This is a genomic window from Paractinoplanes bogorensis (genome assembly GCF_018829635.1).
Classification (GTDB): domain Bacteria; phylum Actinomycetota; class Actinomycetes; order Mycobacteriales; family Micromonosporaceae; genus Actinoplanes; species Actinoplanes bogorensis.
On record NZ_JAHKKG010000002.1, the window covers coordinates 179,516 to 204,866 of the forward strand.

Consider the following 25,351-nt stretch of genomic DNA (forward strand, 5'->3'; position numbering starts at 1 on the left):
TGGCTCTAGGTTACCCGCGCGCCGGGCATCGGGCCCCGCGCGGTGACCGCCTCGCGGCACACCCCGGCCGCGTTGAGCTCGGCCGCGACCCGGCCCGCGTGGGCGGCGTCGGTGGCCAGGAACACACAGGTGGGCCCGGAGCCGGAGACGAGCCCGGTGACCGCGCCCGCCTCGTTGCCGGCCTTGAGCACGTCGGCCAGCTCGGGCCGCAGGGCCAGGGCGGCGGGCTGCAGGTCGTTGCCGAGCGCGGCCCCGAGCACCTCGGGGTTGCGCTGGCGCAGGGCGGCCATCAGCTCGTCGGGGTCGCCCAGGGCCTTGGGCGGTTCGGCGCCGGCGCGCAGCTCGTCGAGTTTGCGGTAGACCTCGGGGGTGGACAGGCCGCCCTCGGCCACCGCGACCACCCAGTGCCAGGTGGTGGGGCGGGCCAGGATGGGGCTGATCGCCTCGCCGTGGCCGGTGCCCAGGGCGGTGCCGCCGTGCAGCAGGAACGGCACGTCGGAGCCGAGCCCGGCGCCGATCTCGGCCAGTTCCTCGCGGGTCATGCCGGTGCCCCAGAGCAGGTCGCAGGCGACCAGGGTGGCCGCGGCGTCGGCGCTGCCCCCGGCCAGGCCGGCCGCCAGTGGGACGGTCTTGCGCAGGTGGAGCCGGGCGTAGGCGGGCACGCGGGCACGGGCCGCGAGCGCCTTGGCCGCCCGCATGATCAGGTTGGTCTCGTCGAGGGCGAGCGAGCCGGTGCCCTCGCCCTCCATGGTCAGCGTGAGGGTGTCACCGGGCCGGGCGGTGAGCTCGTCGAACAGGCTGATCGCGTGATAGACGGTGTTCAGCTCGTGAAATCCGTCGGACCGCAGCGGACCCACCCCGAGATGCAGGTTGATCTTGGCGGGCACCCGCACCTTGACCGGTCCGTGATGCCGGCGCGGCTCGTCGTCGTCCGGTCCCCAGGCTTCGGTCACGGAGTGATGTCCCGGATCGGGAGCTCGAGCGGGAACGGCGCCGAGAGAACCAGTTGCTCGGCCGAGTCGGCGACCAGCTCATAGCGGCCGTCGACGAGGTCGTACGCGTACACGTGCAGAGGGTTCTGCTCGACACGCCAATAGTGCCGGATGCCGGCCGCGGCGTATTCGGCCGGTTTCTCCAGGCGGTCGCGCTTCCGGGTGCCCGGCGACACCACTTCGACAGCGAGAACGACGCTTCTGGCCAGGGCGTAGTGGCGGTTGCCCTCGAGTGCGGCGTCGACCAGCAGCACGTCCGGTTCGAAGGTGGTGTCGAGTGACAGCGCGACACCGGTCGCCATGCTGGCGCGAAGCCCCTCGGGCGCGTGCCGTCGTAGCCAGTACCAGAGCAGGCCCGCAATGTCCTGATGGTCGTAGGTGGGGGAGGGAACCACGATCATGACTCCGTCGCGAAGCTCGACGCGGGGAGCGTCGTCGGGGAGGGCGAGGACGTCCTCGAGGGTGTGCACGGCGAGGCGTTGCCGGATCGGGTCGGGCGACCACATGACATGACCAGTTGCTTCCGCGGTCATGAGTCCACCTCCTCGGGCTGCGCGTCGGACGGGGTGAGCTTACCGCCGGGGGGCGACACTGTGGCCGCGCCCGCGATCGCCACGAACTGCTCCACGGTCAGTGACTCCCCGCGCGCCTGCGGGCTGACCCCGGCCGCGACCAGCACCTTCTCGGCCCGGTCGGCGCCACCGGCCCACCCGGCGAGCGCCGCCCGCAGGGTCTTGCGGCGCTGGGCGAAGGCGGCGTCGACGACAGCGAAGACGGCCGATCGATCAATATCACCCGGAGGGGTACGGCGGGTGAAGGCGACCAGCCCCGAGTCCACATTGGGCACCGGCCAGAACACGGCCGGGGGCACCTTGCCGGCCGAGCGGGCCTCCGCATACCAGGCCAGTTTCACCGACGGGACGCCGTAGACCTTGGAGCCCGGCCCCGCGACGAGCCGGTCGGCCACCTCTTTCTGCACCATCACCAGGCCGCCGCGCAGCGAGGGCAGTTCGGCCAGCAGGTGCAGCACCACGGGCACGGCCACGTTGTAGGGCAGGTTGGCCACCAGCATCGTGGGCGCGGGGTCGAGGTCGGCGCCCCGGACGTGCATGGCGTCGGCCCGGTGCACGCTCAGGTGGGCCGCCGTGACCGTCTCGGGCAGGGCGGCGGCCAGCCGGGGGTCGATCTCGACCGCGTGTACGTGCCGTACCGCGCCGACCAGGCCGAGGGTGAGCGAACCGAGCCCCGGGCCGACCTCGAGCGCGACGTCGTCGGGCCGCAGGCCGGCCGCGGCGACGATGCGGCGGATCGTGTTGGGGTCGTGGAGGAAGTTCTGGCCGAGCTTCTTGGTCGGGGCCACGCCGAGGCGGGTCGCCAGTTCCCGGATCTCCGCCGGGCCGAGCAGTGCGTCAGCCATGATTTCCCAGCCTAGTCGGGCCGCCGTCGCCTACTGCCACGGGCCGAAGACCCGCTCACCGTTGGCCGAGATCGCGGCGCACAGTTCGTCGACATCGTCGCCGCGGGTCTCGGCCAGGAAGCGCACGGTCAGCGGGATCAGGTAGGACGCGTTGGGCCGGCCGCGGTGCGGCATGGGCGTCAGGTAGGGCGCGTCGGTCTCCACCATGATCTGCCCGGGCGGGGTCAGGACGGCCGCCTCGCGCAGGTTCGCGGCACTGCCGAAGGTCACGGTGCCGGCGTAACTGAGGAAGAAGTTTCGCCGTACGCACTCAGCCGCGAACGCCGCATCACCGGAGAAACAGTGCATCACCACCGTTTCGGGCGCGCCCTCCTCGTCGAGCACCCGCAGCACGTCCTCGTGGGCGTCCCGGTCGTGGATGATCAGCGCCTTGCCGTGGCGCTTGGCGATCGCGATGTGCGCCCGGAAGCTGGCCTCCTGCGCCGCGCGGCCTTCTTCTCCCGTACGGAACGTGTCCAGCCCGGTCTCGCCGATCCCGCGCACCCGGGGCTCGGTGGCCAGCGACTCGATCACCCGCAGCGACTCGTCCAGATCGGACAGCCGCGGCGCCTCGTTGGGGTGCAGGGCGACGGCGGCCAGCACCGACGGGTGCCGGGCGGCCAGTTCGGCGCCCCACCGCGACGACGCCTCGTCCACCCCGACCTGCACGATCCGGTCGACGCCGGCCTTGGCCGCGGCCGTGAGCAGGGCTTCCACCGGGTCGGCGTCCGTCCCGCCGGGCACGCCGGCCTCCTGCACGGTGATGTCCAGGTGGGTGTGGCTGTCGAAGACCGGAACGGCGAGCGGCTCGGGGGCGGCGGGGAACTCGCCCGCCCTCCGGCGTGCCTTCTCCCGGCGGGATTCAGATGGCGCTGATGACATGTGAGACATTCTGCACTTCCCCCTTTCGGCCACTGTTTGTTCACCTCATGTCCACCGCTGTTGTCTAGTTTCCGACCGTGACAGTCGAGGACCGACCGTGACCGTGACCGGTGAGGACAGCGTGATCGACACCGATCCGCTCGAGCCCCCGCTCTCCGCCCCGCTGCGACGCGACCTCGGCTGGGCCGAGGTGCAGCGGATGAGCCAGTCGGCCGGCTACCGGGACGATCCCGTGCTGCGCCAGATCCGCGCCACCGCGTCGGTCCACCGGGGCACCCGGATGACCAAGGTGCTCTCGCCGGCCCAGGTCTCCGGCCATCTCGGCGGCTGGCTCCCGTACGGATTCTGTTACCGCGCCTGCGACCTGGCCCACCTGACCGACCCGCGCGACCTCAACCTGCTCGGCACCGACGGCGTGACCGAGTCCGAGGTCGCCTACGCGTTGCGCTGGCGGGCCGTCGACCCGCTCGACTACGAGGTCCCCGGCGGCCCGGCCCAGCCCGAGCTCGCGCTGATCCAGGCCCACCAGCGGATCGGGGCGATGATCCTCGGCACCGGCTTCTCGCCGAGCACCGACGATCTCATCCCCGAGTTCGTCACGGCCGGTTTCGCCGACCTGCCGATCCCGGCCAACTCGCAGATCATCGCGCATGTGCCGGGCGGTGAGGAGGTGCTCCTCTACAGCTACCAGCCCGAGCAGAACGGCTGGCTGCGGCTGGCCGGCCCGCGCTGGCGGGGCCTGCTCGACAACCTGCCCGGGGTGAGCCCCGACCGGGAGTACGTGCCGTGCACGACGACCGGGTCGGCCAAGCTGGTCGGGCAGATCAAGGGCAAGGAGTACGAGGCGGTCGCCGACCCGCCCGAGGAGTTCCGGGTCCGCGCCCTGACCCGGGCCGCCCGATACCCGGTGTCGACGCTGAGCCGGCGGGCCGAGCAGGCCCTGTGGCGCGGGATCCCGTGCTGGGTGCTGCAGCGCGACGAGGCCTGGGCCCGGTTGCGGCTGGTGCGCCCCGACAACGACTCGCTGTCGGCCACCGGGGCGCGCTGCTACGAGCGTGGCGTCTACGAGTCGTGGGCGCCGGTGGGCGAGCTCCTCGACCACCACATCGCCGACATCCCGTACGCGCTGTAGGGGAACACGAAAAAGCCGGCGCCACCCCTCGCGGGGTGACGCCGGCTTCGACGTATCAGGCGGCGATCAGCTGAGCGTCCGCTGGTACTCGACCGACGGGCTGTCGTTGTCGGCCCAGTCGTACGCGATCACGTCGGTGATGAACCGGCCCTTGGGCGTACCGACCAGGGAGATCGAGTACTTGCCCTTGGAGGCCTTCACCGGCACCACGCAGTTCATGATGTTGGTGTTGTTGGTGATCGTGATCCACTTCTTCTTGGCCGTGTAGCAGACGACCGAGCCGTTGCTCTTGCCGACCATGGCCAGGATGTACATCTCCTTGATGCCGGATCCCTTGTCGGTCACCGTGCCCTTGAGCGCCTTCCAGGACGACGCCCGGCTCGGGTTCGACGGCTTGGTCAGCTTGACGACCGGACGCCAGCTGTCCCGCTTCAGCGTGACCGTGCCGACCGAGATCGCGGTGGCGGCGCCGTACTTGTTGTAGACGGTCGCCTTCAGGGTCTTGGCGCCCGGCGTGATGATCGCGCCGTTCGACGGGTTGTTGTAGTAGTACCGCGTGACCTTCTGCTTCTTGGCGGACATCGCCGTCGCGCGGTTGTCACCCCAGTTCACGGTGACCTTGGTGGCACCGGCCGGCACCTGGGTCATCTCCCAGACGAACTTCTGACCGTGCCAGACCGACGTGGTGCTCAGCTTGTACTTGAGCGCCGGGACGGAGACGGTCGGGCCGGACGACTTGGAGACCGCCTTGTTGCCGGCCTCGTCGGTCACCGTCAGCGTGATCGGCTTCTTGCCCGACGACTTGTACGTGTGGGTGATGTTCTTGGCGGTCCAGTGCAGCTCCTGCGAGGAGCCGTCACCCCAGGTGAGCACGCGCTTGATGTTCTGCGGCGCGCTCACGTTGTCGGACGCGGCCGCAACGGTCACGGTGACCGTCTGACCGGTGAAGATCGACCAGCGGTTCAGAGCGGTGATCCCACCCTTGGGCGGGGTCTTGTCGGCCGCCGGCGGCGGCGTCGTGGTGGGCGGCGCCGTCGTGGTCGGCGGCGCGGTGGTGGTCGGCGGAGTCGTCTCGGGCTCCGTCGTGACCGGCGGAGGCGTCGTCGGGCCAGGCGTGGTCGACGGCGGCTCGGTCGTCGCGGGCGGCGCCGTCGTGGCCGGCGGCGTGGTGGCGGGCGCAGTCGTCGTCTCGGTCGCGTCGGGCAGAGGCGGCGGCTCGGCGAGCGCGGGCGCGGCGAACATGCCCGCACCGGCGAGGAACGCACCGCTGACGACGGCTGCGAGCAGCGGGCGCGAGAGGCGAGTGTTCAAGGAAATGCTCCTTCGAGGGGGATCAAACCTCACGAAGGGGACATGGTCGAACCGGCCCGTCGTCGCGACGGAGCCGTTTCGATGTAACGCTAGTGTTCCCCCGTGGAGCGCGAACGCTATCGGATCAACGGAGGATCGATCAATCCCATAAACGGACGAGGCTCGTTCGCACCTTTCGTGCCAACGAGCCTCGTCGATAAGACCAGTTCAGCCTGCTAGACGCGCCAGCTCCTCATCGATGACCGACGGTTCGAGCTTGCGGAAGACCGGTTTCGGCGCGGCCAGCGGCGTCCCTGTGACCAACGGCACTGACGCCCAGCGGGCGCCGACCGTGTAGTCGCCCGTGAGCACCGGGTAGGACGGGCCACCGTCGAGGTCGTCGACCTCCTCGATCCGCGGCATCGGCGCGTGCACGCCCTGACCGCCGAGCAGCTCGAAGACCTTCTGCGCCGAGTGCGGCAGGAACGGGGTCAGCAGCGTGTTGGCGTCGCTGACGACCTGCAGCGCGACCGCGAGGACGGTGCCCTGGCGCGGCTTCTCCGCCTCGGTCTTGAGCTTCCACGGGGCCTGCTCGGACAGATATTTGTTGGCCTCGGCGACCACCTTCATCGCCTCGCCGATCGCCGCCTTCTGACGGTGCTTGCCGATCAGCTCGCCGACGGTCGCGAAACCGGCTTTCGCGTACGCGAGCAGGGCCTCGTCCTCCGGCGTGAGTTCGCCCAGCTCGGGGATCGTCCCGAAGTTCTTCGCGGCCATCGACACGCACCGGTTGACCAGGTTGCCCCAGCCCGCCACCAGCTCGTCGTTGTTGCGCCGGACGAACTCGGCCCAGGTGAAGTCGGTGTCGTTGGACTCCGGCCCGGCCACGGCGATGAAGTAGCGCAGCGCGTCGGCGTCGTAGCGCTCGAGGAAGTCGCGGACGTAGATGACCACCCGCCGCGACGAGGAGAACTTCCTGCCCTCCATGGTCAGGAACTCGCTCGAGACCACCTCGGTCGGCAGGTTGAGCCGGCCCAGCTCGCCCGGCTCGCCGCCCTTGTCGCCCTCGCCGGAGTAGCCGAGCAGCAGCGCCGGCCAGATCACCGAGTGGAAGACGATGTTGTCCTTGCCCATGAAGTAGTAGCCGGACGCGTCCTTGCCCTGGGCGTCGGCCGACCACCACTGCCGCCACGCCTCGGGGTCGCCGGAGCGGCGGGCCCACTCGATCGAGGCCGACAGGTAGCCGATGACCGCGTCGAACCACACGTAGATGCGCTTGTCGGAACGGTCGCGCCAGCCGTCGAGCGGGATCGGCACACCCCACTCGAGGTCACGGGTGATGGCCCGCGGCTGCAGGTCGTCGAGCAGGTTGCGGCTGAACTTCAGGACGTTGGGGCGCCAGTTCTCCCGCTGGTCGAGCCAGTTGCCGATGGACTCGGCGAACGCGGGCAGGTCGAGGAAGAAGTGCTCGGTCTCGACGAACTCCGGGGTCTCCCCGTTGATCTTGGAACGCGGGTTGATCAGCTGCTCGGGGTCGAGCTGGTTGCCGCAGTTGTCGCACTGGTCGCCGCGGGCGCCGTCGTAGCCGCAGATCGGGCAGGTGCCCTCGATGTAGCGGTCGGGCAGGGTGCGCCCGGTCGACGGCGAGCGCGCCCCCAGCGTCGTGCGCTTGACGATGTAGCCGTTGCGCTCGAGGGCGGTGAACAGCTCCTGCACCACCGCGTAGTGGTTGCGCGTGGTGGTGCGGGTGAACAGGTCGTAGGACAGGCCGAGGCCGTGCAGGTCTTCGACGATGACGCGGTTGTAGCGGTCGGCGAGCTCGCGCGGGGTCACACCCTCGGCGTCGGCCTGCACCTGGATCGGCGTGCCGTGCTCGTCGGTGCCCGACACCATGAGCACGTCGTGGCCGGCCATGCGCATGTACCGGCTGAAAACGTCGGAGGGCACCCCGAAGCCGGAGACATGACCGATGTGGCGCGGGCCGTTGGCATAGGGCCAGGCGACCGCGGCGAGAACGTGACTCATGGGGTACAAGCGTAGTGAGCGGCCCGGCCGCCTCGCGAACGGATTCGTTCCGCCACCCGCGAGATACTCATTTATCACGACACGCCCGTTTCGGAACGCGGTCATCGCGCGGCCGCGTAGTCCAATGGAGCCGTGCTCGGAGACACGCCACAACCAGGGGAAACGCCGCGCGGCGAGGGCGACCCGTGGTCGCTGCCCGATCCCGACGCGGCCTGGTGGCGCGGCGAGACCGACCGCTCGGCCGACGACCGCCCGCGGCGGCCGGGCGCCGAACCGGCCGCCGGCACCGGGGTGCTGCTGCCCCCGGCCGCTGTGCCACGCACCGGCGAGGCGGCCGCGGCGCACGCCTCCGGCGCCCAGGACGTGGCCGAGCAGCTGGCCCCGAAGTCGCGGGCCGAGCGGCCCCTGGACGCGGTCGTGCCGCTCGTCCGGCCGGCCGTCAAACCGCCCGCCGCGGTGGAACGCGACCACGACCGGCCCGACCCGCACCGTTACACCCCGCTGCGGCCGCCGGCCGGGCACACCGCGAAAGCCGACGCCGGGCACACGGCGAAAGCCGAAGCCGGGCCCACCGCGACAGCCGACGCTGAGCCCACCGCGAGAGCCGGGCAGAACACCAAGACCGACGCCGGGCACACCGCCCGGGCCAAGGCCACCGTCACTCCCCCGCCGGACGACGTGATGGTGCTGCCCGAGCCCAGCCTGCACCACCGGCCGACCGTGCCGCTGGAGCAGCCCATGCCGGCCCGGCCCCGGCAGGCGGGCGACGCGACCGTACGCCCGACCGTGCCGCTGCCCCTGCCCACCGGCAGCCCGGCCACCGATGCCCGCCTGGAACGACTCGAGAACTCCGCGTTCTGGCGCGACCCGGTCGACGACACGATCGAGGTCGCGCCCGGCGAGGAACCGCCCCCGGTGCTCACCCGGGCCCGGCACCGCGGCACCGGCCGGGCCCGCAAGACCCCGGCGGCGTCCGGCCGGCCGCTCTCGGCCCAGGTCTCGCTGGTCGCCCTCGGCCTGGTCGCGGCGTTCTTCGCCTGGGTCAGCGCCGAGCCGTTCTGGCTGGCCGTCGGGCACGGCGACCAGGGGTACGCCACCACGACCACCTGCGTCGGCGACGGCGTGACCCAGCGCTGCGCCGGGCGCTTCGCGGCGGCCGACGGCACCTACACGATCACCCGGGTCCGGCTGCTCGGCGTCGAGGGACAGGCCCGCATCCCCGGGGCGGTCACCCCGGCCCGGATGGTCAGCCCGGACAGCCGGCAGGCGTACATCGGCGGCACCGGAGTCCTGCTCCAGCTGCGCTGGCTGCTCGGGTTCGTGCTGGTGCTGCTGTGCGGCTACGCCATCTCGGGCGTGACCCGGGCGCGGCGGCTCGAGACGGCCCGGGCCCGGCGCGGCGCCGTCCTGCTCAGCCTGGCCGGCCCGCTGGCCCTGCTGGCCGGTTTCCTGGCTGCGGCGTATTAGCCAGCGCGTACACCTCGCGCTTCTTCAGGCCGTACTCGTCGGCGACCGCCTGCACGGCGTCGCGCCGCGACAACCCGGCCGCCTCACGGGCGGCCACCGCGGCCAGCAGATCGTCGTCGGTGGGTCGCTCGGCCGGGCGCGGCGGGGCCCCGCCGACCACCACGGTGATCTCGCCCCGGGGCTCCGCGCGCCGGGCCCAGGCGGCCAGCTCGACCGCGGTGTCGCGCCGGATCTCCTCGTACGTCTTGGTCAGCTCGCGGCAGACCGCGGCGGGCCGCTCGTCGCCGAACGTGGCCGCGAGATCGTCCAGCATGCCCGCGATCCGGTGCGGGGCCTCGAAGAAGACGAGGGTGCGGGGCTCGGCCGCGAGCTCCCGCAGACGCGCGCGGCGGTGTGATCCCGTACGGGGAAGAAAGCCCTCGAAGACGAACCGGTCACTCGGCAGGCCGGAGAGCGCGAGAGCGGTGGTGACGGCGCTCGGGCCGGGGGCGGCGGTGACCGGGAAACCGGCGTCCAGAGCCGCCCGCACCAGGCGATATCCCGGGTCGGAGACGCTCGGCATGCCCCCGTCGGTGACCACGGCGACGACCGAGCCGGCGGCCAGGGCGTCGACGAGTTCCGGCGTACGCCGCTCGTCGTTGCCCTCGAAGTAGGAGACGACCCGCCCGCCGACCGTCACATCCAGGTCACGGGCCAGCCGGGCCAGACGGCGGGTGTCCTCGGCCGCGATCACATCGGCCGTGGACAGCACTTCCCGCAGCCGGGCCGAGGCGTCCCCGACGTTGCCCAGCGGCGCGCCGACCAGCACGACCCGTCCCTGTTCATTGGAAACCACGGCAAAAGTCCACCACACGGGGCCACGGCGAGCGCAGTGGGACAGGTCAACGCCCTACGATCGCGGGGTGACTACGGCGGCGACCACGGAGACAGAGCCCACCCCGGACCCGCCGGAGGCGGACCAGCCCCGCGGCGTCCCGCAGATCGTGCGGCGGCGCCTGGCCACCCTCGACAACTGGCTCAACCCGCACTCGTGGCTGGTCACCGCGGTGGTCGTGACGATCGCGGCGATCCTGCGGCTGAACGGGATCAGCAACCCGAAGGGCTACATCTTCGACGAGGTCTACTACCCGACCGACGCCTGGGACATGCTGCAGCACGGCGTCGAGTGGGACGAGAAGACCAACGGCCCGGCCTACGTGGTGCATCCACCGCTCGGCAAGTGGCTCATCGCGCTCGGCGAGATGATCTTCGGCAACAACGAGCTGGGCTGGCGTTTCCCGGCCGCGATCGCCGGCACCGTGATGATCCTGATCCTGATCCGGGTCACCTACCGGCTGTTCCACTCGGTGCTGCTGGCCGGCCTGGCCGGGATGCTGATGGCCCTCGACGGCTTCCAGCTGGTGCTCTCGCGCACGTCGCTGCTCGACATCTTCCTGGGCACGTTCATCCTGGCCACGTTCGCCGCACTGGTGCTCGACCGCGACCACTACCGGCGGCAGTGGGTGCGGGCGCTGGAGAACGGCTACGACCCGGCCCAGACGCCGACCGTGCCCCGGATCGTGCCGTGGTGGCTGCTCGTCGCTGGGGTCACCTTCGGGATGGCGTGCGGGGTGAAGTGGAGCGCGCTGTTCTTCGCCCCGTTCCTCGCCGCCCTGGTGATCCTGTGGCGGGTGCAGGCCCGCCGCTCGGCCGGGGTGCGCGGGCCGTTCCTGGCCGGCATCCTCGGCGACCTCGGCTGGCTGCTGCTCAGCTTCGGCCTCACCTTCGTCATCTATCTGGCCACCTGGACCGGCTGGTTCGTCACCGACACCGGCTACTTCCGGCACTACCGCGAGGCCAACGGCATGAGCGAGCCGCCGGTGATCGGCGCCCTGCTCAACCTGTGGCACTACCACCAGGAGGCCTACCGGTTCCACAGTGGCCTGACCGAGCGGCACGTCTATCAGTCCTGGCCGTGGCAGTGGCTGCTGCTCGGCCGGCCGGTCGCGTTCTACTGGAACAACTCCGGCGACTGCGGGGCGCCCAGCTGCGCCCGCGAGATCCTGCTGCTGGGCACGCCGATCCTGTGGTGGTCGTTCCTGCCCGCGCTGGCCGGGCTGATCTGGTTCGGCCTGGCCCGGCGGGACTGGCGGGCCTGGGCGATCCTGGTGCCCACCGTGGCCGGCCTGCTGCCGTGGTTCTACTACGCGGTCAAGGACGGCCGCACGATGTTCTCGTTCTACGTCCTGCCCGCGCTGCCGTTCCTGATCCTGGCCGTCGTCTACGTCCTCGGCGCGATCATGACGCCACCCGACGGGATAGCCCAGGGCAAGTCTCGAACCGACCGGCAGCTCATCGGCACCGTCGTTGCGGGCGCCTACCTGGTGCTGGTCGCGGTGTGCTTCGCGTACTTCTACCCGATCTTCGTCGGGCATCTGATCCCGTACGAGAGCTGGTCCGGCCGGATGTGGCTGGGCGGGCGCTGGATCTAGCGCGGTTGAGCGTCACGCGCGGCTGAGTCATCTTTGCGCTGGAAATAGGGCGCGCCCCGATCGCCTGCCACGGGGGAAGCGGGCGATAGGGGCGCGCACCTCGAAGCTTAACGACCTCCGATGGCAGGCACAACGGGGCGCCGGGGGAACTTTCAAATTTCGATCAAGCGTATTCGACAATACGGACATAGCCGTATATTCTTTGCGTAAGTAATATAACGCCGCGCGAATAAGCTTCGGCCTTTTGCCTCTTTCACTGTCGGCGATGCGACAGGAAAACATTTGGCGAAACCGCGTAACCTCGTCCCGTTGCGCTATTCGCCGCAGCTCAGCGACGCATTGTTGACCATGGCACATATGCGACGCTATCTGGTCAAACGTAAACGCTCATCATTTCGGTTGATTTCCGGGAAACGATCATCCGTCATGCGTAAGAGTGAGCGTTTTCAAGATCGGCGTTTATGTTTTTAAGCTCGCCGCGTGACTTCGCAGGAGCAAGAAAACCCGCATTCCGTCGCATCCGACTATCCCGAGACCGAAGTGATCTCGGTCGAGACACCCGCACCGGTGTTCGTGGACAGCACCGGGCGCCGCAGCCGGTTCCTGCGGCGTATCGCGTACGGCTTCGGCGCGCTCGTCATGCTGTACGGCGGCCTGATCAGCGTCAGCCTGGCCGGCGGCCCGGTGCGCTCCAGCGCCGTGCTGCCGCTGCCCGGTCTCGAGCCCGAGAAGAAGGCGACGCCGGCCCCCAAGCCGCCGAACCCGACTCCGGCGCCCACCCCGACGACCCAGGCGGCCCGGGCGTTCACCATTGCCGAAGCCCAGCCGCGCCGGACCACCCGCCCGCCGGCCCCACGCCTCGAATCGACCCGGGCGCCCGCGACCCGGACGCCGACCCCGACGGTGACGCCGAAGCCGTCGAAGTCGACGCCGATCACCGAGTCGGTCCCCACCAAGCCGGTCAAGCCGACCACGACCCCGCCCACGACGCCGAGCGCGACCCCGCCCACCACCACCCCGCCGCCGCAGGTCGATCCGGTCGTGCCGGCACCGCCGGCCCCGCCCGCGGTGACCGGCGGGACGGCCGGAGCCGGCGGAAGCGGCGGAGCCGGCGGCGGATCAGGGGGCGCACCAGTCGTCGACAGCCCTGCGAGCCCGAGCCAGCCCGGCTCGGGCTCGTCCGCCTCCGGTGGCGCCGGCGGCAGCAGCGGGAGTGAGCCGAGCGGTTCCGGGGGCGCGGAGGGCCCCGGCAGCAGCCAGACCAAGCCCGCGACCACGACCCAACCCCAGCTCGCGGCCGCGAGCGCCGACGTCCCGGCCAAGACCCCCGAGATAACCGCTGTGCAGGCCACCGACCTGGTGCTCACCGACTCGATATCCCTCACGAGCAAGGTGCTTCAGTGACCCCCCACACCCCGGCCCATCAGGCCCCACCCCCCAACACCCCACCCCCGATGCCACCGCGGAAGGCCCGCACCCGCGGCCGCGGGCCGGTCCGGCGCCGCCTCCTGCCGCGGCCCCGCATCCTGCTCGGCTCGCTGCTGGTGCTGGTCTTCGTCGGCATCCTGGTCGTGCAGGCCTACATCAACGCCGAGTTCAAGAGCGACCACCTCGACTCCGAGGTCGGCGACCAGGACCCGGTCCCGGCCGCGATCCTCGACGGCGGCCCGGTCATCAACACCACCGGCGGGCAGGCCAGCACCAGCCGGATGCCCCCCAAGACGATCGCGCTGACCTTCGACGACGGTCCCGATCCGACGTGGACACCGAAGGTCCTGGACGTCCTGAACGAGTACGGCGCGCACGGCACGTTCTTCGTCATCGGGTCCGAGGTGTCGCGGCACCCGGCGCTCACCAAGCGGATCACCGACGACGGGCACGAGCTCGGCCTGCACACCTTCACGCACCCGAACCTGCAGCGCATCGCCCCGTGGCGGCGCACCCTGGAGCTCTCCCAGACGCAGGTCGCGATCGCCCGGGCCACCGGCGTGCACACCAACCTGGCCCGGTTCCCCTACTCGTCCAAGAACGCCGCGATCGACGACGTCAACTGGAAGATCATCCAGGACGCCGGCCGGCAGGGGTACCTGGTCGTGGTCAACGACCTGGACAGCGAGGACTGGCAGCGCCCCGGCGTACCGCAGATCATCCGGAACGCCACCCCGGCCGGCGGCGCCTCGGCCGTCATCCTGTTCCACGACGCCGGCGGCGACCGGGCCCAGTCGGTCGAGGCGTTGCGCCAGTTCATCCCGGCCATGCAGGCCCGCGGCTACACGTTCACGACGGTCACCGAGGGGCTCAACGGCACCATCGAGCAGAGCAAGGCGAACGTTCCGGAACTGGCCGAGAACCCGGCGGCGCCCGGCACCGACGTGTGGCGCGGCACGGCGGTGATCTGGACCGTACGGCTGGCCGACGGGCTCGTCTGGTTCATCGCGATCCTGTTCCTCGTGGTCGGGGCGCTGACCATCGGGCGTACGGCGTTGCTGCTGCTCCTGGCCACCCGTCACGCCCGGCAGCGCCGTAAGAAGAGCTGGAGCTGGGGTCCGCCGGTGCTCGAACCGGTGTCGGTCATCGTGCCCGCCTACAACGAGAAGGAGGGCATCGAGGCGGCCGTACGCTCCCTGGCCGGCGGCGACTATCCGCACATCGAGGTGGTGGTCGTCGACGACGGTTCCACCGACGGCACGGCGGCCCTGGTCGAGCAGATGCGGCTGCCCAACGTACGGGTCGTCCGGGTGCCCAACGGCGGCAAGTCGAACGCCCTCAACACCGGGATCGCCCTCGCCCGGCACGAGCTGATCGTCACCGTCGACGGCGACACGATCTTCGAACCGGACTCGATCCGGACGCTGGTCCAGCCGTTCGCCGACCCGACGGTCGGCGCGATCGCGGGCAACGTCAAGGTCGGCAACCGGGAGAAGATGGTCGCGGCCTGGCAGCACATCGAATACGTGATCGGCTTCAACCTGGACCGCCGGCTGTACGAGGTGCTCGGCATCATGCCGACCGTGCCCGGCGCGATCGGCGCGTTCCGCCGCAAGGCCCTGGCCCAGGTGGGCGGGATCAGCGACGAGACGCTGGCCGAGGACACCGACGTCACGATGGCGATGCTGCGGGCCGGCTGGCGGGTCGTCTACGCCGAGGACGCCAAGGCCTGGACCGAGGCCCCGGCCACGCTGGAGCAGCTGTACCGGCAGCGTTACCGGTGGAGCTACGGCACCATGCAGGCGATGTGGAAGCACCGCCGGGCCCTGTTCGACAAGGGACCGTCGGGCCGGTTCGGGCGGGTCGGACTGCCGTTCCTGGCGCTGTTCGGGGTGGCGTTGCCGATGCTCGCCCCGGTGGTCGACATCATGCTGCTCTACGGCCTGGTCTTCTGGGAGCTGCAGGAGACCGTGATCGCCTGGCTCGGCATGCTGGCCCTGCAGCTGTTCACGGCGGCGGTGGCGTTCCGCTTCGACCGCGAGTCGCTCAAACCGCTGTGGCGGTTGCCGCTGCAGCAGTTCGCCTACCGGCAGCTGATGTATCTGGTGCTCATGCAGTCGGCGACCACCGCCCTGACCGGCGGCCGGTTGCGCTGGCACAAGCTGCACCGGGCCGGTCTGGGCCAGCGCGCCGCCGAGATGCCCCCGGCGCCGCCGCTCGCCCGTGAGGTTGCGCCGATTGTGGACACTTGGCCGTCGACGCTGGGTCAGGCCCGCGACGACGGGCATCCCGCGGCGGGCCGGGCCCTGGCCCGGCCGGTCGTGCCGGCCCAACCGGTCCGCGACGAGCTCGGACCCGAGGATCTTCCGTCAGCCGGCTCGCCCCCGGGTGGCGGTTCCGGCCCGGTCTACACCGGGTGAGACGTCGGTCCGCGCCCGCTCGAACTGCAGCCGAGCGGGCGCGGACCGATGTGCTGATCAGGCGGCGATCAGGTCGTCGAGCAGGGTCGACGGGGTGGGTGCGGCCGACGGGAACACCACGTGCAGCGAGGTGCCGTCGCCCGGCCGGTCCGAGAGCGCCACCGTGGCGTGGTGCGCGTCCAGGATCTTCTTGGCCACGGCGAGCCCCCGGTCCGGCCCCGGCACGGTCGCCGGGTTGGCGATCGCGCCGTAGTACAGATGCGGGAACAGTTCGGGCCGCATGCCGTCGGGCAGGTCCATGTCGTCGAGGCGTACGGCCGGACCCGACTCGATCTCGGTGCCGACCCGCACCCGGCCGCCCGACGGCGTGTACTTCACCGCCGCGAACAGCAGATGGGTGAGCACCTGCTCGAGGCGTACGGGATCGGCAATGATCGGCAGAGCCGGACCGCCGGCCTGGTTGAGGATCCAGATCTGCTTGGTCGCCGCGATCGGGCGCACGGCCTCGACCGCGCGCTGGGTGATGCGGGTGAGGTCGATCTGGCGCATGTGCAGGCTCTCGGTGCCGAACCCGGCCTCGGCCATCTCGGTCAGGTGGTGCAGCAGATCGAGGAAGCTGCGGATGTGCCCGGCGGTGGCGCGCCCGATCAGGTCGGCCGTCTCGGCGTCGTGGTGGCCGGTCTGGCCGAGCTTTTCCAGGTACGACCCGATCAGGCGCAACGGTGCCCGCAGGTCCCCGCCGATCAGCCCGGCCAGGTCGTCCTTGCGGCGCTCGAGCTCCTGCAGCCGGGCCGTGGTGTTGGCCAGCGCGACCGCGTGCCGGCGCAGCTCCATCTGTGATGTGACCTGGCGGGCCAGCGCGCGCAGGGCCTGCAGCTGCTCGATGTCGAGCCGCCGGGGCACGTTGTCGACCACGCACAGGGTGCCCAGCGCGAACCCGTCGGTCGTGACCAGCGGAGCTCCGGCGTAGAAGCGAATGCCGTCGGGCCCGGTGACGTGCGGGTTGTCGGCGAACCGGCGGTCCTTGGTCGCGTCCGGCACCACCATCAGGTCCTTGCCCAGCACGGCGTGCGCGCAGAACGACACGTCCCGGTCGGTCTCGGTGTCCTCCATGCCGATCCGCGCCTTGAACCACTGACGATCGGTGTCGAGCAGAGTGACCAGAGACATCGGTGTTCCGCAGACGTTCGAGGCCAGCGCCACGATGTCGTCGAAGTCCTGCTCGGGCTGCGTATCGAGGATGTCGAGCGAGTAGAGCGCGGCGAGCCGGTCGGTCTCGTTGTCGGGCAGGGGAGCTTTCATGGGTCACCTCCGAGGCTGCCTCAAGAGGTACCACACAAAAGTAGCAATCCTCATGTTTCGGACTCTCCGGTTCACGCCGATCGATCTTTCAAGAAATAAGCGTTCCCCGTACGCATATGTCGCGCGCGGGGTAGAGCGATCGATCCCCGCCGTGGTATCCACTGAGGACGCCATCGACGACATCACGGGGGAACGTCTTGAAACGTTGGGGTGCCGCGCTCGCGTGCGGCCTGATGCTGGCTCTGAGTCTCAGCGGCGTGGCCGGCGCCGCGCCGTCCGCACCCGCACCAGCCGCCACACCTACTGCTTGCGCACCACTGCGCGAGGGCAACTTCGGCCCGCTCGCCGCCGATCAGGCCGGCTCGGCCGAGGTGCCGTCCGGCGCGACCGGCTGCCACCAGGTCACCCTCACCGCCGGGCCGCACTACATCCAGGTCCGCACCACCATCCAGACCGGGCTGCGCATCACCGTCCGTAACGCGGCCGGCGACGAGATCTGCACCGGCGGCGACAACTCGATGCAGTGCGACATCCCGGCCACCGGGGTCTACACCGTCGAGGTGCCCAACCACTACGCGCAGGCGATCAGCTATCGGGTGGCCGCGATCCTGCAGGACACGGCGCACTGCACCACCCGGGTCAGCACCCGGTGGAACGCGACCACCACGCCCGTGCCGAGCACCGGCATCGAGGCGACCTGCGTGCGCTTCACCGGATCCGACGCCGAGAAGGTCTACGTCTTCAACCCGCGCGGCGCCAGCAACGTCCGCAAGCTCGACGGATCGCTCGTCTGCGCGCTCCCGACGCAGTACAACGCGCCGTGCCGGCTCACCGGTGACGGCACCTTCCTGGCCATGACCGCCACACCGCCCGGCGTCACCAGCAACGAGATCGAGGTCCGCTCGGTCACCAAGCCGGTCGGCTGCCCGACCCACGCGCCTAAGGCGTTCGGCTCGCACAACAGATTCAGCGATGTGCGCTGCCGTGTGCTCGAGGTGCCGGCCGCCGGCACCTATTTCGTCCAGTCCCGGACCCTGCAAAACTCCGGCCAGCTCACCGGCGTCTTCGACCCGACGGGCAAGCACATCTGCACCACCGGCCCGCTCCCGGTGCTGCAGCAGGACGTCTGCGCGTTCCCGGCCGCCGGTCGCTACCTGGTCATCGCCGACACCCTGAGCAACCGCGTGGTGCGCAAGTCCTTCACCACGACGATCACCGCGATGGACGGGCCAGGCTGCCGTCCCACCACCGTTCAGGGTGTCACCGGGGGCAACATCCGCGGCTCGTTCCGCGCGATCGGCCAGGTCGACTGCGCGGAGTTCACGGTTCCCTACGGCGTCGAGACCGGCATCGTGCTGCCGCCGAACGCGTCCGGGGCCGGTGTGCCGTTCACCCGGATCTTCGACAGCAACAGCAACCTCGTCTGCTCCACCTCGGAGTGTGACCTGCCCGGCCCGGCGACCTACCGGATGCTGCTGACCGCACCGTCCGCGGCGCCGACCGGCGACTACATCCTGGCCCTGCAGGACCGCTCTTCGCTGCAGAACTGCAAGCCGTGGAACGAGTCGGTGACGGCGACCTTCCGCCCGGGCAGGTTCACCGAGTGCTTCGAGTTCGTGCCCGAGACGAGCACCGACCTCAAGATCGCAGTGGAGCGGCTGACCGGCTCGGGCACCATGCACGCCACCGTGAAGCCGTCCGCCGGAGCGCCCTGCGACGGCGGCGACCAGGCCGCGTTCACCTGCGAGGTCTACGTCAGCAACACGACCCGGCTGCTGCTCACGGCCGACCCGGCCGCCGCGTCCTACCGGATCACCCGCGAATACGCGACGCCGCCCGGGCCGGATCCCGGCCCCGACCCGACGCCCGGTCCCCTGCCGACCCCGACCAGCTGCGCGCCGCTGACCGAGGGCAACTACGGGTTGCTCGCCGCCGACCAGATCGGCACGGCTACCGTGCCGGTGGGTGAGGTCGGCTGCCACAAGATCACGCTGTCGGCCGGCTGGCACTACATCCAGGTCCGCGGCACCGCCATGAACGGGGCCACGACCTACCTGCAGAACGCGCAGGGCAGCCGCACCTGCATGAAGCAGGCCGGCATCTACTGGAACTGCCTCGTCCGAGAGCCGGGCGTCTACACCCTCGAGGTGATGAACAACTGGGGCACCGAGCCGGTCAGCTATCGGGCGGCCGCGATCCTGCAGGACGAGTCCCGCTGCACCACGAAGATCAGCACGGCGTGGGACGCGGAGCCCGTACGGCTTCCGCAGGGCGACCCGCTCGAGGCGCACTGCGTCACGTTCGACGGCACGGCGGGCGAGAAGATCCTCCGGTTCTCCGAGTCGGGCACCTTCGGCGTGATCGACGCCAACGGCAACGGGGTCTGCGGAAACCCGTGGCGTCACAACCCGCCGTGCGTGCTGACCGGCGAGGGCCCGTACACGGTGTCGACCCTCGCCCCGTCCGAGGGCACGAGCGACGAGATCCAGATCCGCTCGCTCACGCCCGCCGTCGGCTGCCCGACGGTCACGGTCGGTGGCACCGATCAGCCGAGTGACGTCCGTTGCCGCTCGCTGACCGTGCCCGCCGCGGGCACGTACGACGTCGCCGCGCTCGGCACCGGCGGCGACACCCGCACGATCGCCATCTACGACACGACCGGTGTCTCGCCCTGCGAGTCGGCCGGGCGCGTCCCCAACGGGAGGTGCACGTTCCCTGCCGCCGGCACCTACACCCTGGTCGACGACGGAGCCTCCGCCGGCATCCATGACTACGGGCCGTACACGGTGAAGCTGACTCCGGTCCCGGCCGCCTGAGCGCGTGTTGCCGGGTCGCCCCGCCAGGTGGCCCGGCAACACGCTTCCCGCTTTGCCCCTTTTCGTCCGTTCCTGGGTACCGTGATCTCCCCACCGACGGACGGAGGTCCCCTTGCGAGCACGACGCCTGCTGGCCGGCGCAGCACTTCTCGCCGCTGCGGCCCCGGCGCCCGTCTTCACCGACGGGTTCGAGACCCCGGTCGTCGCCCAGGGCTTCACCCGCTATGCGACGGGAGCACAGCTCGGCCCGTGGACGGTGACCGCCGGCAACGTCGACCTCAGCACCACCCACCTGTGGTCCACCGCCCAGGGCCGGCAGAACCTCGACCTCGACGGCGACCGGGCGGGCGCGGTGGCCCGCACGATCACCACCACACCGCTGCTGACCTACCGCATCTCGTACGCGCTGGGCGGCAACTACGTCGGCGGGCCGGCCGTCAAGACCGGCGAGCTGCGCGTCAACGGCCAGGTCGCGCAGAAGCTGTCCTTCGACACGACCGGCAAGTCCCGCGACAACATGGGCTACACCCGCCACACCGCGTACGTGCTGGCCAAGGGAACCTCGATGCGGATCGAGTTCGCCAGCACGACGACACCGTCGGGCTACGGCCCGCTGATCGACGACGTCCGGGTCGACAAGTGTGTGGCCGTCCTGTGTTCCGCCCTGCTCAGCGGCGCATGACGATCTGAATCAGGTTTCCGCAGGTGTCGTCGAGCACGGCGGTCACCACCGGTCCCATGTCGAGCGGCCCCTGGGTGAACTTCACGCCCAGCTCCTGCAGCCGCTCGTACTCGGCGGGCACGTCGTCGACCGCGAACGAGGTGACCGGAATGCCGTCGGCCACCAGCCCCTCCTTGTACGGCCCGACAACCGGATGCCCGCTCGGCTCGAGCAGCAGCTCGGGCCCGTCCGGCTGCTCGGGCGACACGACGGTCAGCCACCGGGCATCCGGCCCCAGCGGAATGTCGTCCTTCACCCGGAATCCGAGAACCTCGGTGTAGAACTTCTCCGCCTTGGCCTGGTCGTCCACGAACACGCTGGTGATATAGATCTTCACGGTGCCTGCCCCACGTCGTCGGTCGGCCACCGTTCGGCGATGGCCCGCAGAGGCGTCGTGTCGAGGCTGTGAAACTTGTAGCGCCCCTCGCGCCGGGACCTCACCAACCCCACGTCTTCGAGCACGTCGAGATGCTGAGACACCGCTTGCCGGGACGAGCTGACCCCATGCTTCATGACCAGTCGCCCGCACAGCTCGAACAGCGTCTGCTCCCCGCGTTCCCGCAGCTCATCCATGATGAGCCGCCGAGTCGGATCGGCCAACGCCTTATACACGTCCGCCACACCCCAACCATAGGCAAGCCCCCACTTGCCTGTCAACGCACAAGGCACCGTCACCAGAGAGCGAGAGTTTCGGCTCCGGCGAGACGGCCGGCTTCGAGGATCTGGGCGACGGTTATCCGCGACGCCAGCCCGCGAGCCTCGTGGACGCCGTCGCCGCTCCCGACACTGAGCATCGCGAGGCACCAGCGCAGCGCCAACACAAGATCGCCCGGCCCAGACTCACAGAGCAAGAATCCACAACGCGGGGCACGCAACGCGGGGCCCGCAACGCGGGAACCGACCCCACCGCAACCACGCTCAGAGCGCAAGAATCCGTAACGTGGGGGGTTCGGGGGGCTCGGCCCCCCGGCAGATATGACGCGCGCCCCGGTCCGCGTGTAGTCACGCGGACACAGGGCGCCCAAGCACGTGGAGCTGTGGGGATTTGAACCCCAGACCCCCTCGATGCGAACGAGGTGCGCTACCAGACTGCGCCACAGCCCCTACAGCCCGCGGACCGAAGTCCGTGGAACCGACGCAACATTAACAGGTCAGGCGTCCGAGTCGCGAACCGGCCCCACCTATGCGGTGTGGTGTCGGCCGCCTGCCTCGTAGGCTCGGCCGCGCAGGCCGCCGGCCCGGCGGTAGTAGACCGAGGGCGCCGTCGCCGGTGGCTCGTCGCGGTCCAGGCCCATCGCCGTTCGGCGGGCCGCCTCGCGCTGGGCCGCCAGCTGCTTCTGCTTCTCGCGCCGGTCGCGGGCCCGCCGGGCCTGTTCACGGCGCACCATGGCCTGCTGGGCGGCCAGCCAGGCGGCCTCGCGGGCCTCGATGCGACGGCGCCGGCGGTCGGCCAGGGCGCGGTTGCGCAGGTGCACCAGGTCGACCGCGAGCAGCGCCCCGGTCACCGCGAAGCCGATCCAGAAGCCGGGACCGACTGCGGCCACGCCCACCAGCTCGATGATGTTGAGCAGCAGCAGGGCCGCGAAGACGCGTCGACGCCGTACGACCGCGGGGGTGTGCCGCCGGGCCGGTGGGCGCCGGGCCGGGCGCCGGCCGGTCTTGACCAGCCGCAGGCGGCGGGGCGGCGAAGAGGTAACAGCCGGCGCCGGGACCGTAACCGAAACGAGCCGGCCGGGGTTGATCGGGCGTCGTCCGGGCACGGTTCGACGACGGCGGTGGCGCTGCAGCACCCTCGCCGTCGACGACGCCCGCTCCGCGGCCAGGCGCTCGGTGGCGTCGTACCGGCGCACGAGCGCAGGCGCGAGGGCGAGCAGTCCGGCCGCGGCGAGGACGGCGAGGAGCACCGAGGTCGGCACCCTCTCCCCTTCCGCCAGCTTCGAACGGCCCGCCTCGGAGTGGAGAACAGAGCGGACCGCAAGACCCAATCTCCCCGAGGCTACGGCCGCGAGCTGCGGAAATGCGCTCGACGCGCCGGGCGTGTCGAGCTGTGCGGATCAATAAGGCACACCGGGTTCAGGCCCGGACGCGCCGCCACCGGGCCATCAGGCCGCCCTCGGCGGCGATCTCCTCGCTGGTCAGCGCATATCCGAGGTGGTCACGCCAGCCGCCGTCGATGTGCATGTAGCGCTGGTGGTACGCCTCTTCGCGGAACCCCAGCTTCTCGACGACCCGGCGGGACGGCCGATTTTCGGGGCGGATGTTGACCTCGATGCGGTGCAGTCCGCCGGGGCCGAAGGCGTGGTCGACGGCGAGCGCGAGGGCGGTCGGGATCACGCCCTGGCCGGCGACACGATGGTCGACCCAGTAGCCCGCGTACGCGGAACTGAAGGCTCGCCGCACGATGTTGCCGAGGTTGAGGTGGCCGACGAGCCGTTCCTGGCCGTCGGATTCGCGCAGGCAGACCGCGAACGGCATGCTGTCGCCGCGGCGGCCGGCCCGTTTCATGTCGGCGTAGACGTAGCTGAAGGCGCGGGTCGAGTTCATCTCGGACCACGGTCCGGGCGGCGCCGATTCCCAGGGGGCGAGCCACTTCTGGTTCTCGATCCGCACTTCGGACCAGGCTTTGCCGTCGCCGCGTTTGTAGGGTCGCAGCAGCACCGGACCGTCCGCCAACGTGGCGGGCCACCCGGGTGTGGACCCCAGCATCTATCGCCTCCGGTCGAGGAGCAGCACGTCCACGGTCGAGCCGGCGGCCGCCGTGGTGACCCGCTCGCCGAGCACCAACAGTCCGTTGGCCTCGGCCAGGCCGGAGAGAGTGTACGGCCCACCGGCCAGCGGTTGCACCGTATGTCCGCCGCCGCGCCGTTCGGCCACGTGCGCGGGACGGAATTCGCGCAGCCCGCCGGGCGACGACACCGTCTCGAGCAGGTGTGCCTTCACACTGGGCCGGAACACCGGTTCGGCCCCGGCCAGCAGCTGGACGACCGGGCGGGCCAGCACCTCGAAGCCGATCAGGGCGGCGCCGGGCTCGCCGGGCAGGCACACCACCGGCACCTCCTCGCCGCCGACAGTGCCGAAGCCGAGGGTCGCGCCCGGACAGAGCGCGACGTCGGTGAACTCGACCGCGCCCCGGCCGGGGATGGGCCGGGAGAGCACCCGCCGCAGCATGTCGCCCGGTCCGGTGCCGGTGCCGCCGGTCGTGATGATCAGGTCGGCCCGCAGGGTCTGGTCTTCGAGCAGCCCGCGCAGCCCTTCCGGGTCGTCGTCGCAGATGCCGATCCGGTACGCGAGGGCGCCCGCCTCGACCGCGGCCGCCGTCAACGCGTGCGAGTTGGCGTCGACGACCTGGCCGGGCTGGCTGGGCCGGCCCACGTCGACCAGTTCGTCACCGGTCGCCACGACCACCACGCGTGGGCTGGGCCGCACCACGACGTGGCCGATGCCGGATGCGGCGAACGTCGCCACCATCGCCGGGGTCACGTAGGCCCCGGCCGGTGCGAGGACCTGCCCGGCCTGGATCTCGTCCCCGGCCCGCCGCACACCCGAGCCCCGCTTGGGCGCGTGCAGGATCTCGACGGCGGCCATGCCCTGGTCGGTCCAGTGCACCGGCACGACGACGTCGGACCCGATCGGCAGTGGTGCCCCGGCGGCCACCGAGAAGCAGGTGCCGGGGCTCAGGCGTACGGGACGCCAGCTCGCCGCCCCGAGATCGCCCACGACGTTGAGCCGGACCGGCCGCGGCCCGCCCTCCATCCGCCCGAAGGCGGGATGGGATCCGACCCGCCCCGCCCCGGACAGGTCTTCCCAGCGGGCCGCGAACCCGTCGATCGCGGCCTGGTCGAAAGCCGGGAACGGGTGCGGCGCCAGCACGTCGTTGGCCAGCACGTTGCCGTGGGCCTGGGTCAGGTCGAGGTCGAGCGGAGGCAGCGCTCGCAACCTGCGCAGCACGCTGCCCAGGTATTCGGCGAGAGGCATCAGCTCGTTGGCGGCCGCCTCGGCATCGGCCGTGGCTGTCATCCCTTCGCACCGCCGGCGACGAACTCGGCCAGCCAGCTCCGGAACTCCTCGCCCAGATCGTCGCGCTTGGACGCCAGCATGACGACGGTCTGCAGGTAGCCGAGCGGCATGCCGGTGTCGTACCGGTGTCCGCGGTAGATGATGCCGTGCACCGGCACCCCGTCGGCGAGCAGCTGCGCCATGGCGTCGGTCAGCTGGATCTCGCCGCCGCTGCCGGGCTTGGTGTTGTCGATCGCCTCGAAGATCGACGCGGGCAGGATGTAGCGGCCCAGCACGGCCAGGTTGCTCGGCGCCTCTTCGGGCGCGGGCTTCTCGACGAGACCAGTGACCTCGACGATGTCGGTGCCTTCGGAGGACTGGTTCACCGACGCGATGCCGTAGCGGGACGTCTCCTCCGGCTTGACCTCACCCAGGGCGAGAACGATTCCCCCCGTACGGGCCTGGAGGTCGAGCATCGCGGGCAGGAGCGGCTTGTCCTCCTCGACGAACTCGTCACCGAGCAGGACGGCGAACGCGTTGTCGCCGACGTGCGAGGCAGCCGTGCCGACCGCGTGACCGAGACCGAGGGGCTCGCCCTGACGCACCGTGTAGATGTCAGCGAGCTCACTCGTACGGCGTACCTCCGCAAGCCTTTTCTGATCGCCCTTCTCCTCGAGCCGGGCCTCGACGTCGGGCCGGCGATCGAAGTGGTCGACCATCGAGGTCTTGCCGCGGCCGGTGACGAGCAGGACATCGGTGATGCCCGCGGCGGCCGCCTCCTCCACGATGTACTGCAGCACGGGACGATCGACCACCGGGAGAAGCTCCTTCGGCACGGCCTTGGTGGCCGGCAGGAAGCGGGTCGCCATCCCGGCGGCCGGGATGACGGCCTTCACCGCCCGTCGGCCGGACGCGTGCGCGTTCGTGGTCATTCAGGTCACCGCACCTTCGCT

Annotated in this window: 21 protein-coding genes and 1 tRNA gene; 7 read left to right on the top strand and 15 right to left on the bottom strand. The window is 70.9% G+C overall.

The features are described 5' to 3' along the window. Positions 1 to 5 precede the first annotated feature (5 nt). Genes KOI35_RS05615 through KOI35_RS05630 form a run of 4 tightly spaced genes read right to left on the bottom strand, consistent with a single transcriptional unit; the run spans position 6 to position 3,339 of the window. On the bottom strand, positions 6 to 953 hold the full coding sequence (locus KOI35_RS05615; RefSeq protein WP_215784969.1) for a 4-(cytidine 5'-diphospho)-2-C-methyl-D-erythritol kinase: 948 nt from the start codon (positions 951 to 953) through the stop codon (positions 6 to 8). Beyond that, positions 950 to 1,525, bottom strand: a complete 576-nt coding sequence (locus KOI35_RS05620) for a Uma2 family endonuclease (protein ID WP_215784970.1) — start codon at positions 1,523 to 1,525, stop codon at positions 950 to 952. Before KOI35_RS05620 ends, KOI35_RS05615 begins: the two co-directional genes overlap by 4 nt. Continuing rightward, positions 1,522 to 2,409, bottom strand: a complete 888-nt coding sequence (gene rsmA / locus KOI35_RS05625; RefSeq protein WP_215784971.1) for a 16S rRNA (adenine(1518)-N(6)/adenine(1519)-N(6))-dimethyltransferase RsmA — start codon at positions 2,407 to 2,409, stop codon at positions 1,522 to 1,524. Before rsmA ends, KOI35_RS05620 begins: the two co-directional genes overlap by 4 nt. Positions 2,410 to 2,439: 30 nt before the next feature. After that, positions 2,440 to 3,339, bottom strand: coding sequence for a TatD family hydrolase (locus tag KOI35_RS05630; RefSeq protein ID WP_215784972.1), 900 nt, complete (start codon positions 3,337 to 3,339; stop codon positions 2,440 to 2,442). Between the two features lie 88 nt (positions 3,340 to 3,427). Between KOI35_RS05630 and KOI35_RS05635 the strand changes: the two genes are divergently transcribed. Further along, a complete protein-coding gene (locus tag KOI35_RS05635) occupies positions 3,428 to 4,462 on the top strand; it encodes a hypothetical protein (RefSeq protein WP_215784973.1) in 1,035 nt (344 codons plus the stop codon). A gap of 66 nt (positions 4,463 to 4,528) precedes the next feature. On the opposite strand, the gene KOI35_RS05640 is transcribed toward KOI35_RS05635, so the two are convergent. Together KOI35_RS05640 and metG are read right to left on the bottom strand one after the other, a co-directional pair. Further along, positions 4,529 to 5,773, bottom strand: coding sequence for a PKD domain-containing protein (locus KOI35_RS05640; protein WP_215784974.1), 1,245 nt, complete (start codon positions 5,771 to 5,773; stop codon positions 4,529 to 4,531). A 207-nt stretch (positions 5,774 to 5,980) separates the two neighbouring features. Then, positions 5,981 to 7,777 carry a methionine--tRNA ligase gene (gene metG / locus KOI35_RS05645; RefSeq protein WP_215784975.1) on the bottom strand — a complete coding sequence of 599 codons (1,797 nt, stop codon included), beginning with the start codon at positions 7,775 to 7,777 and terminating at the stop codon, positions 5,981 to 5,983. Between the two features lie 132 nt (positions 7,778 to 7,909). Between metG and KOI35_RS05650 the strand changes: the two genes are divergently transcribed. Then, positions 7,910 to 9,244: a hypothetical protein gene (locus KOI35_RS05650; RefSeq protein WP_215784976.1), complete on the top strand. Its 1,335-nt coding sequence runs from the start codon at positions 7,910 to 7,912 to the stop codon at positions 9,242 to 9,244. Here the strand turns inward: KOI35_RS05650 and rsmI are convergent. Then, entirely contained in the window at positions 9,189 to 10,079 is an 891-nt protein-coding gene (gene rsmI / locus KOI35_RS05655; protein WP_215784977.1) for a 16S rRNA (cytidine(1402)-2'-O)-methyltransferase, read from the bottom strand. The two genes, KOI35_RS05650 and rsmI, sit on opposite strands and share 56 nt — an antisense overlap. Before the next feature lie 67 nt (positions 10,080 to 10,146). Here rsmI and KOI35_RS05660 point away from each other — a divergent pair, with 67 nt between their 5' ends. The 3 genes from KOI35_RS05660 to KOI35_RS05670 all read left to right on the top strand — a co-directional run bounded on the left by KOI35_RS05660 (position 10,147) and on the right by KOI35_RS05670 (position 15,563). Then, positions 10,147 to 11,715: a dolichyl-phosphate-mannose--protein mannosyltransferase gene (locus tag KOI35_RS05660; RefSeq protein WP_215784978.1), complete on the top strand. Its 1,569-nt coding sequence runs from the start codon at positions 10,147 to 10,149 to the stop codon at positions 11,713 to 11,715. Positions 11,716 to 12,195: 480 nt separating this feature from the next. Next, a complete protein-coding gene (locus KOI35_RS05665; RefSeq protein ID WP_215784979.1) occupies positions 12,196 to 13,119 on the top strand; it encodes a hypothetical protein in 924 nt (307 codons plus the stop codon). Positions 13,120 to 13,169: 50 nt separating this feature from the next. Beyond that, positions 13,170 to 15,563 carry a bifunctional polysaccharide deacetylase/glycosyltransferase family 2 protein gene (locus KOI35_RS05670; RefSeq protein WP_215785503.1) on the top strand — a complete coding sequence of 798 codons (2,394 nt, stop codon included), beginning with the start codon at positions 13,170 to 13,172 and terminating at the stop codon, positions 15,561 to 15,563. A 57-nt stretch (positions 15,564 to 15,620) separates the two neighbouring features. Here the strand turns inward: KOI35_RS05670 and KOI35_RS05675 are convergent, their stop codons facing one another. Beyond that, entirely contained in the window at positions 15,621 to 16,865 is a 1,245-nt protein-coding gene (locus tag KOI35_RS05675; RefSeq protein ID WP_215784980.1) for a GAF domain-containing sensor histidine kinase, read from the bottom strand. 197 nt (positions 16,866 to 17,062) lie between these two features. On the opposite strand from KOI35_RS05675, the gene KOI35_RS05680 reads away from it, so the two are divergent. Both KOI35_RS05680 and KOI35_RS05685 read left to right on the top strand, forming a co-directional pair. Beyond that, positions 17,063 to 19,681, top strand: a complete 2,619-nt coding sequence (locus tag KOI35_RS05680; protein ID WP_215784981.1) for a hypothetical protein — start codon at positions 17,063 to 17,065, stop codon at positions 19,679 to 19,681. A gap of 112 nt (positions 19,682 to 19,793) precedes the next feature. Beyond that, a complete protein-coding gene (locus tag KOI35_RS05685; protein ID WP_215784982.1) occupies positions 19,794 to 20,363 on the top strand; it encodes a DUF642 domain-containing protein in 570 nt (189 codons plus the stop codon). On the opposite strand, the gene KOI35_RS05690 is transcribed toward KOI35_RS05685, so the two are convergent. From KOI35_RS05690 to KOI35_RS05720, 7 genes are all read right to left on the bottom strand, one after another. Next, positions 20,350 to 20,739, bottom strand: a complete 390-nt coding sequence (locus tag KOI35_RS05690; protein WP_215784983.1) for a VOC family protein — start codon at positions 20,737 to 20,739, stop codon at positions 20,350 to 20,352. The genes KOI35_RS05685 and KOI35_RS05690 overlap by 14 nt on opposite strands. Then, positions 20,736 to 21,023 (bottom strand): ArsR/SmtB family transcription factor, encoded by a 288-nt coding sequence (locus KOI35_RS05695; protein WP_215784984.1) that lies wholly within the window; start codon positions 21,021 to 21,023, stop codon positions 20,736 to 20,738. The genes KOI35_RS05690 and KOI35_RS05695 overlap by 4 nt, the downstream gene beginning before the upstream one ends. Before the next feature lie 409 nt (positions 21,024 to 21,432). Continuing rightward, positions 21,433 to 21,506 (bottom strand) — tRNA-Ala (locus tag KOI35_RS05700). A 77-nt stretch (positions 21,507 to 21,583) separates the two neighbouring features. Then, positions 21,584 to 22,318, bottom strand: a complete 735-nt coding sequence (gene sepX / locus KOI35_RS05705; RefSeq protein WP_215784985.1) for a divisome protein SepX/GlpR — start codon at positions 22,316 to 22,318, stop codon at positions 21,584 to 21,586. 157 nt (positions 22,319 to 22,475) lie between these two features. Further along, complete coding sequence (locus KOI35_RS05710; protein ID WP_215784986.1) at positions 22,476 to 23,108, bottom strand: GNAT family N-acetyltransferase; 633 nt, start codon at positions 23,106 to 23,108, stop codon at positions 22,476 to 22,478. Next, positions 23,109 to 24,419, bottom strand: coding sequence for a molybdopterin molybdotransferase MoeA (locus tag KOI35_RS05715; RefSeq protein ID WP_215784987.1), 1,311 nt, complete (start codon positions 24,417 to 24,419; stop codon positions 23,109 to 23,111). It lies immediately after the preceding gene. Then, on the bottom strand, positions 24,416 to 25,330 hold the full coding sequence (locus KOI35_RS05720; RefSeq protein ID WP_215784988.1) for a UTP--glucose-1-phosphate uridylyltransferase: 915 nt from the start codon (positions 25,328 to 25,330) through the stop codon (positions 24,416 to 24,418). Before KOI35_RS05720 ends, KOI35_RS05715 begins: the two co-directional genes overlap by 4 nt. Between the last annotated feature and the right edge of the window lie 21 nt (positions 25,331 to 25,351).

Excerpts from the sequence above, each read along its gene's own strand:
- KOI35_RS05620 (WP_215784970.1), bottom strand. The coding sequence starts at position 1,525 with ATGACCGCGGAAGCAACTGGTCATGTCATGTGGTCGCCCGACCCGATC.
- rsmA (WP_215784971.1), bottom strand. The coding sequence starts at position 2,409 with ATGGCTGACGCACTGCTCGGCCCGGCGGAGATCCGGGAACTGGCGACC.
- KOI35_RS05630 (WP_215784972.1), bottom strand. The coding sequence starts at position 3,339 with ATGTCTCACATGTCATCAGCGCCATCTGAATCCCGCCGGGAGAAGGCA.
- metG (WP_215784975.1), bottom strand. The coding sequence starts at position 7,777 with ATGAGTCACGTTCTCGCCGCGGTCGCCTGGCCCTATGCCAACGGCCCG.
- KOI35_RS05670 (WP_215785503.1), top strand. The coding sequence starts at position 13,170 with ATGCCACCGCGGAAGGCCCGCACCCGCGGCCGCGGGCCGGTCCGGCGC.
- KOI35_RS05675 (WP_215784980.1), bottom strand. The coding sequence starts at position 16,865 with ATGAAAGCTCCCCTGCCCGACAACGAGACCGACCGGCTCGCCGCGCTC.
- KOI35_RS05710 (WP_215784986.1), bottom strand. The coding sequence starts at position 23,108 with ATGCTGGGGTCCACACCCGGGTGGCCCGCCACGTTGGCGGACGGTCCG.
- KOI35_RS05715 (WP_215784987.1), bottom strand. The coding sequence starts at position 24,419 with ATGACAGCCACGGCCGATGCCGAGGCGGCCGCCAACGAGCTGATGCCT.
- KOI35_RS05720 (WP_215784988.1), bottom strand. The coding sequence starts at position 25,330 with ATGACCACGAACGCGCACGCGTCCGGCCGACGGGCGGTGAAGGCCGTC.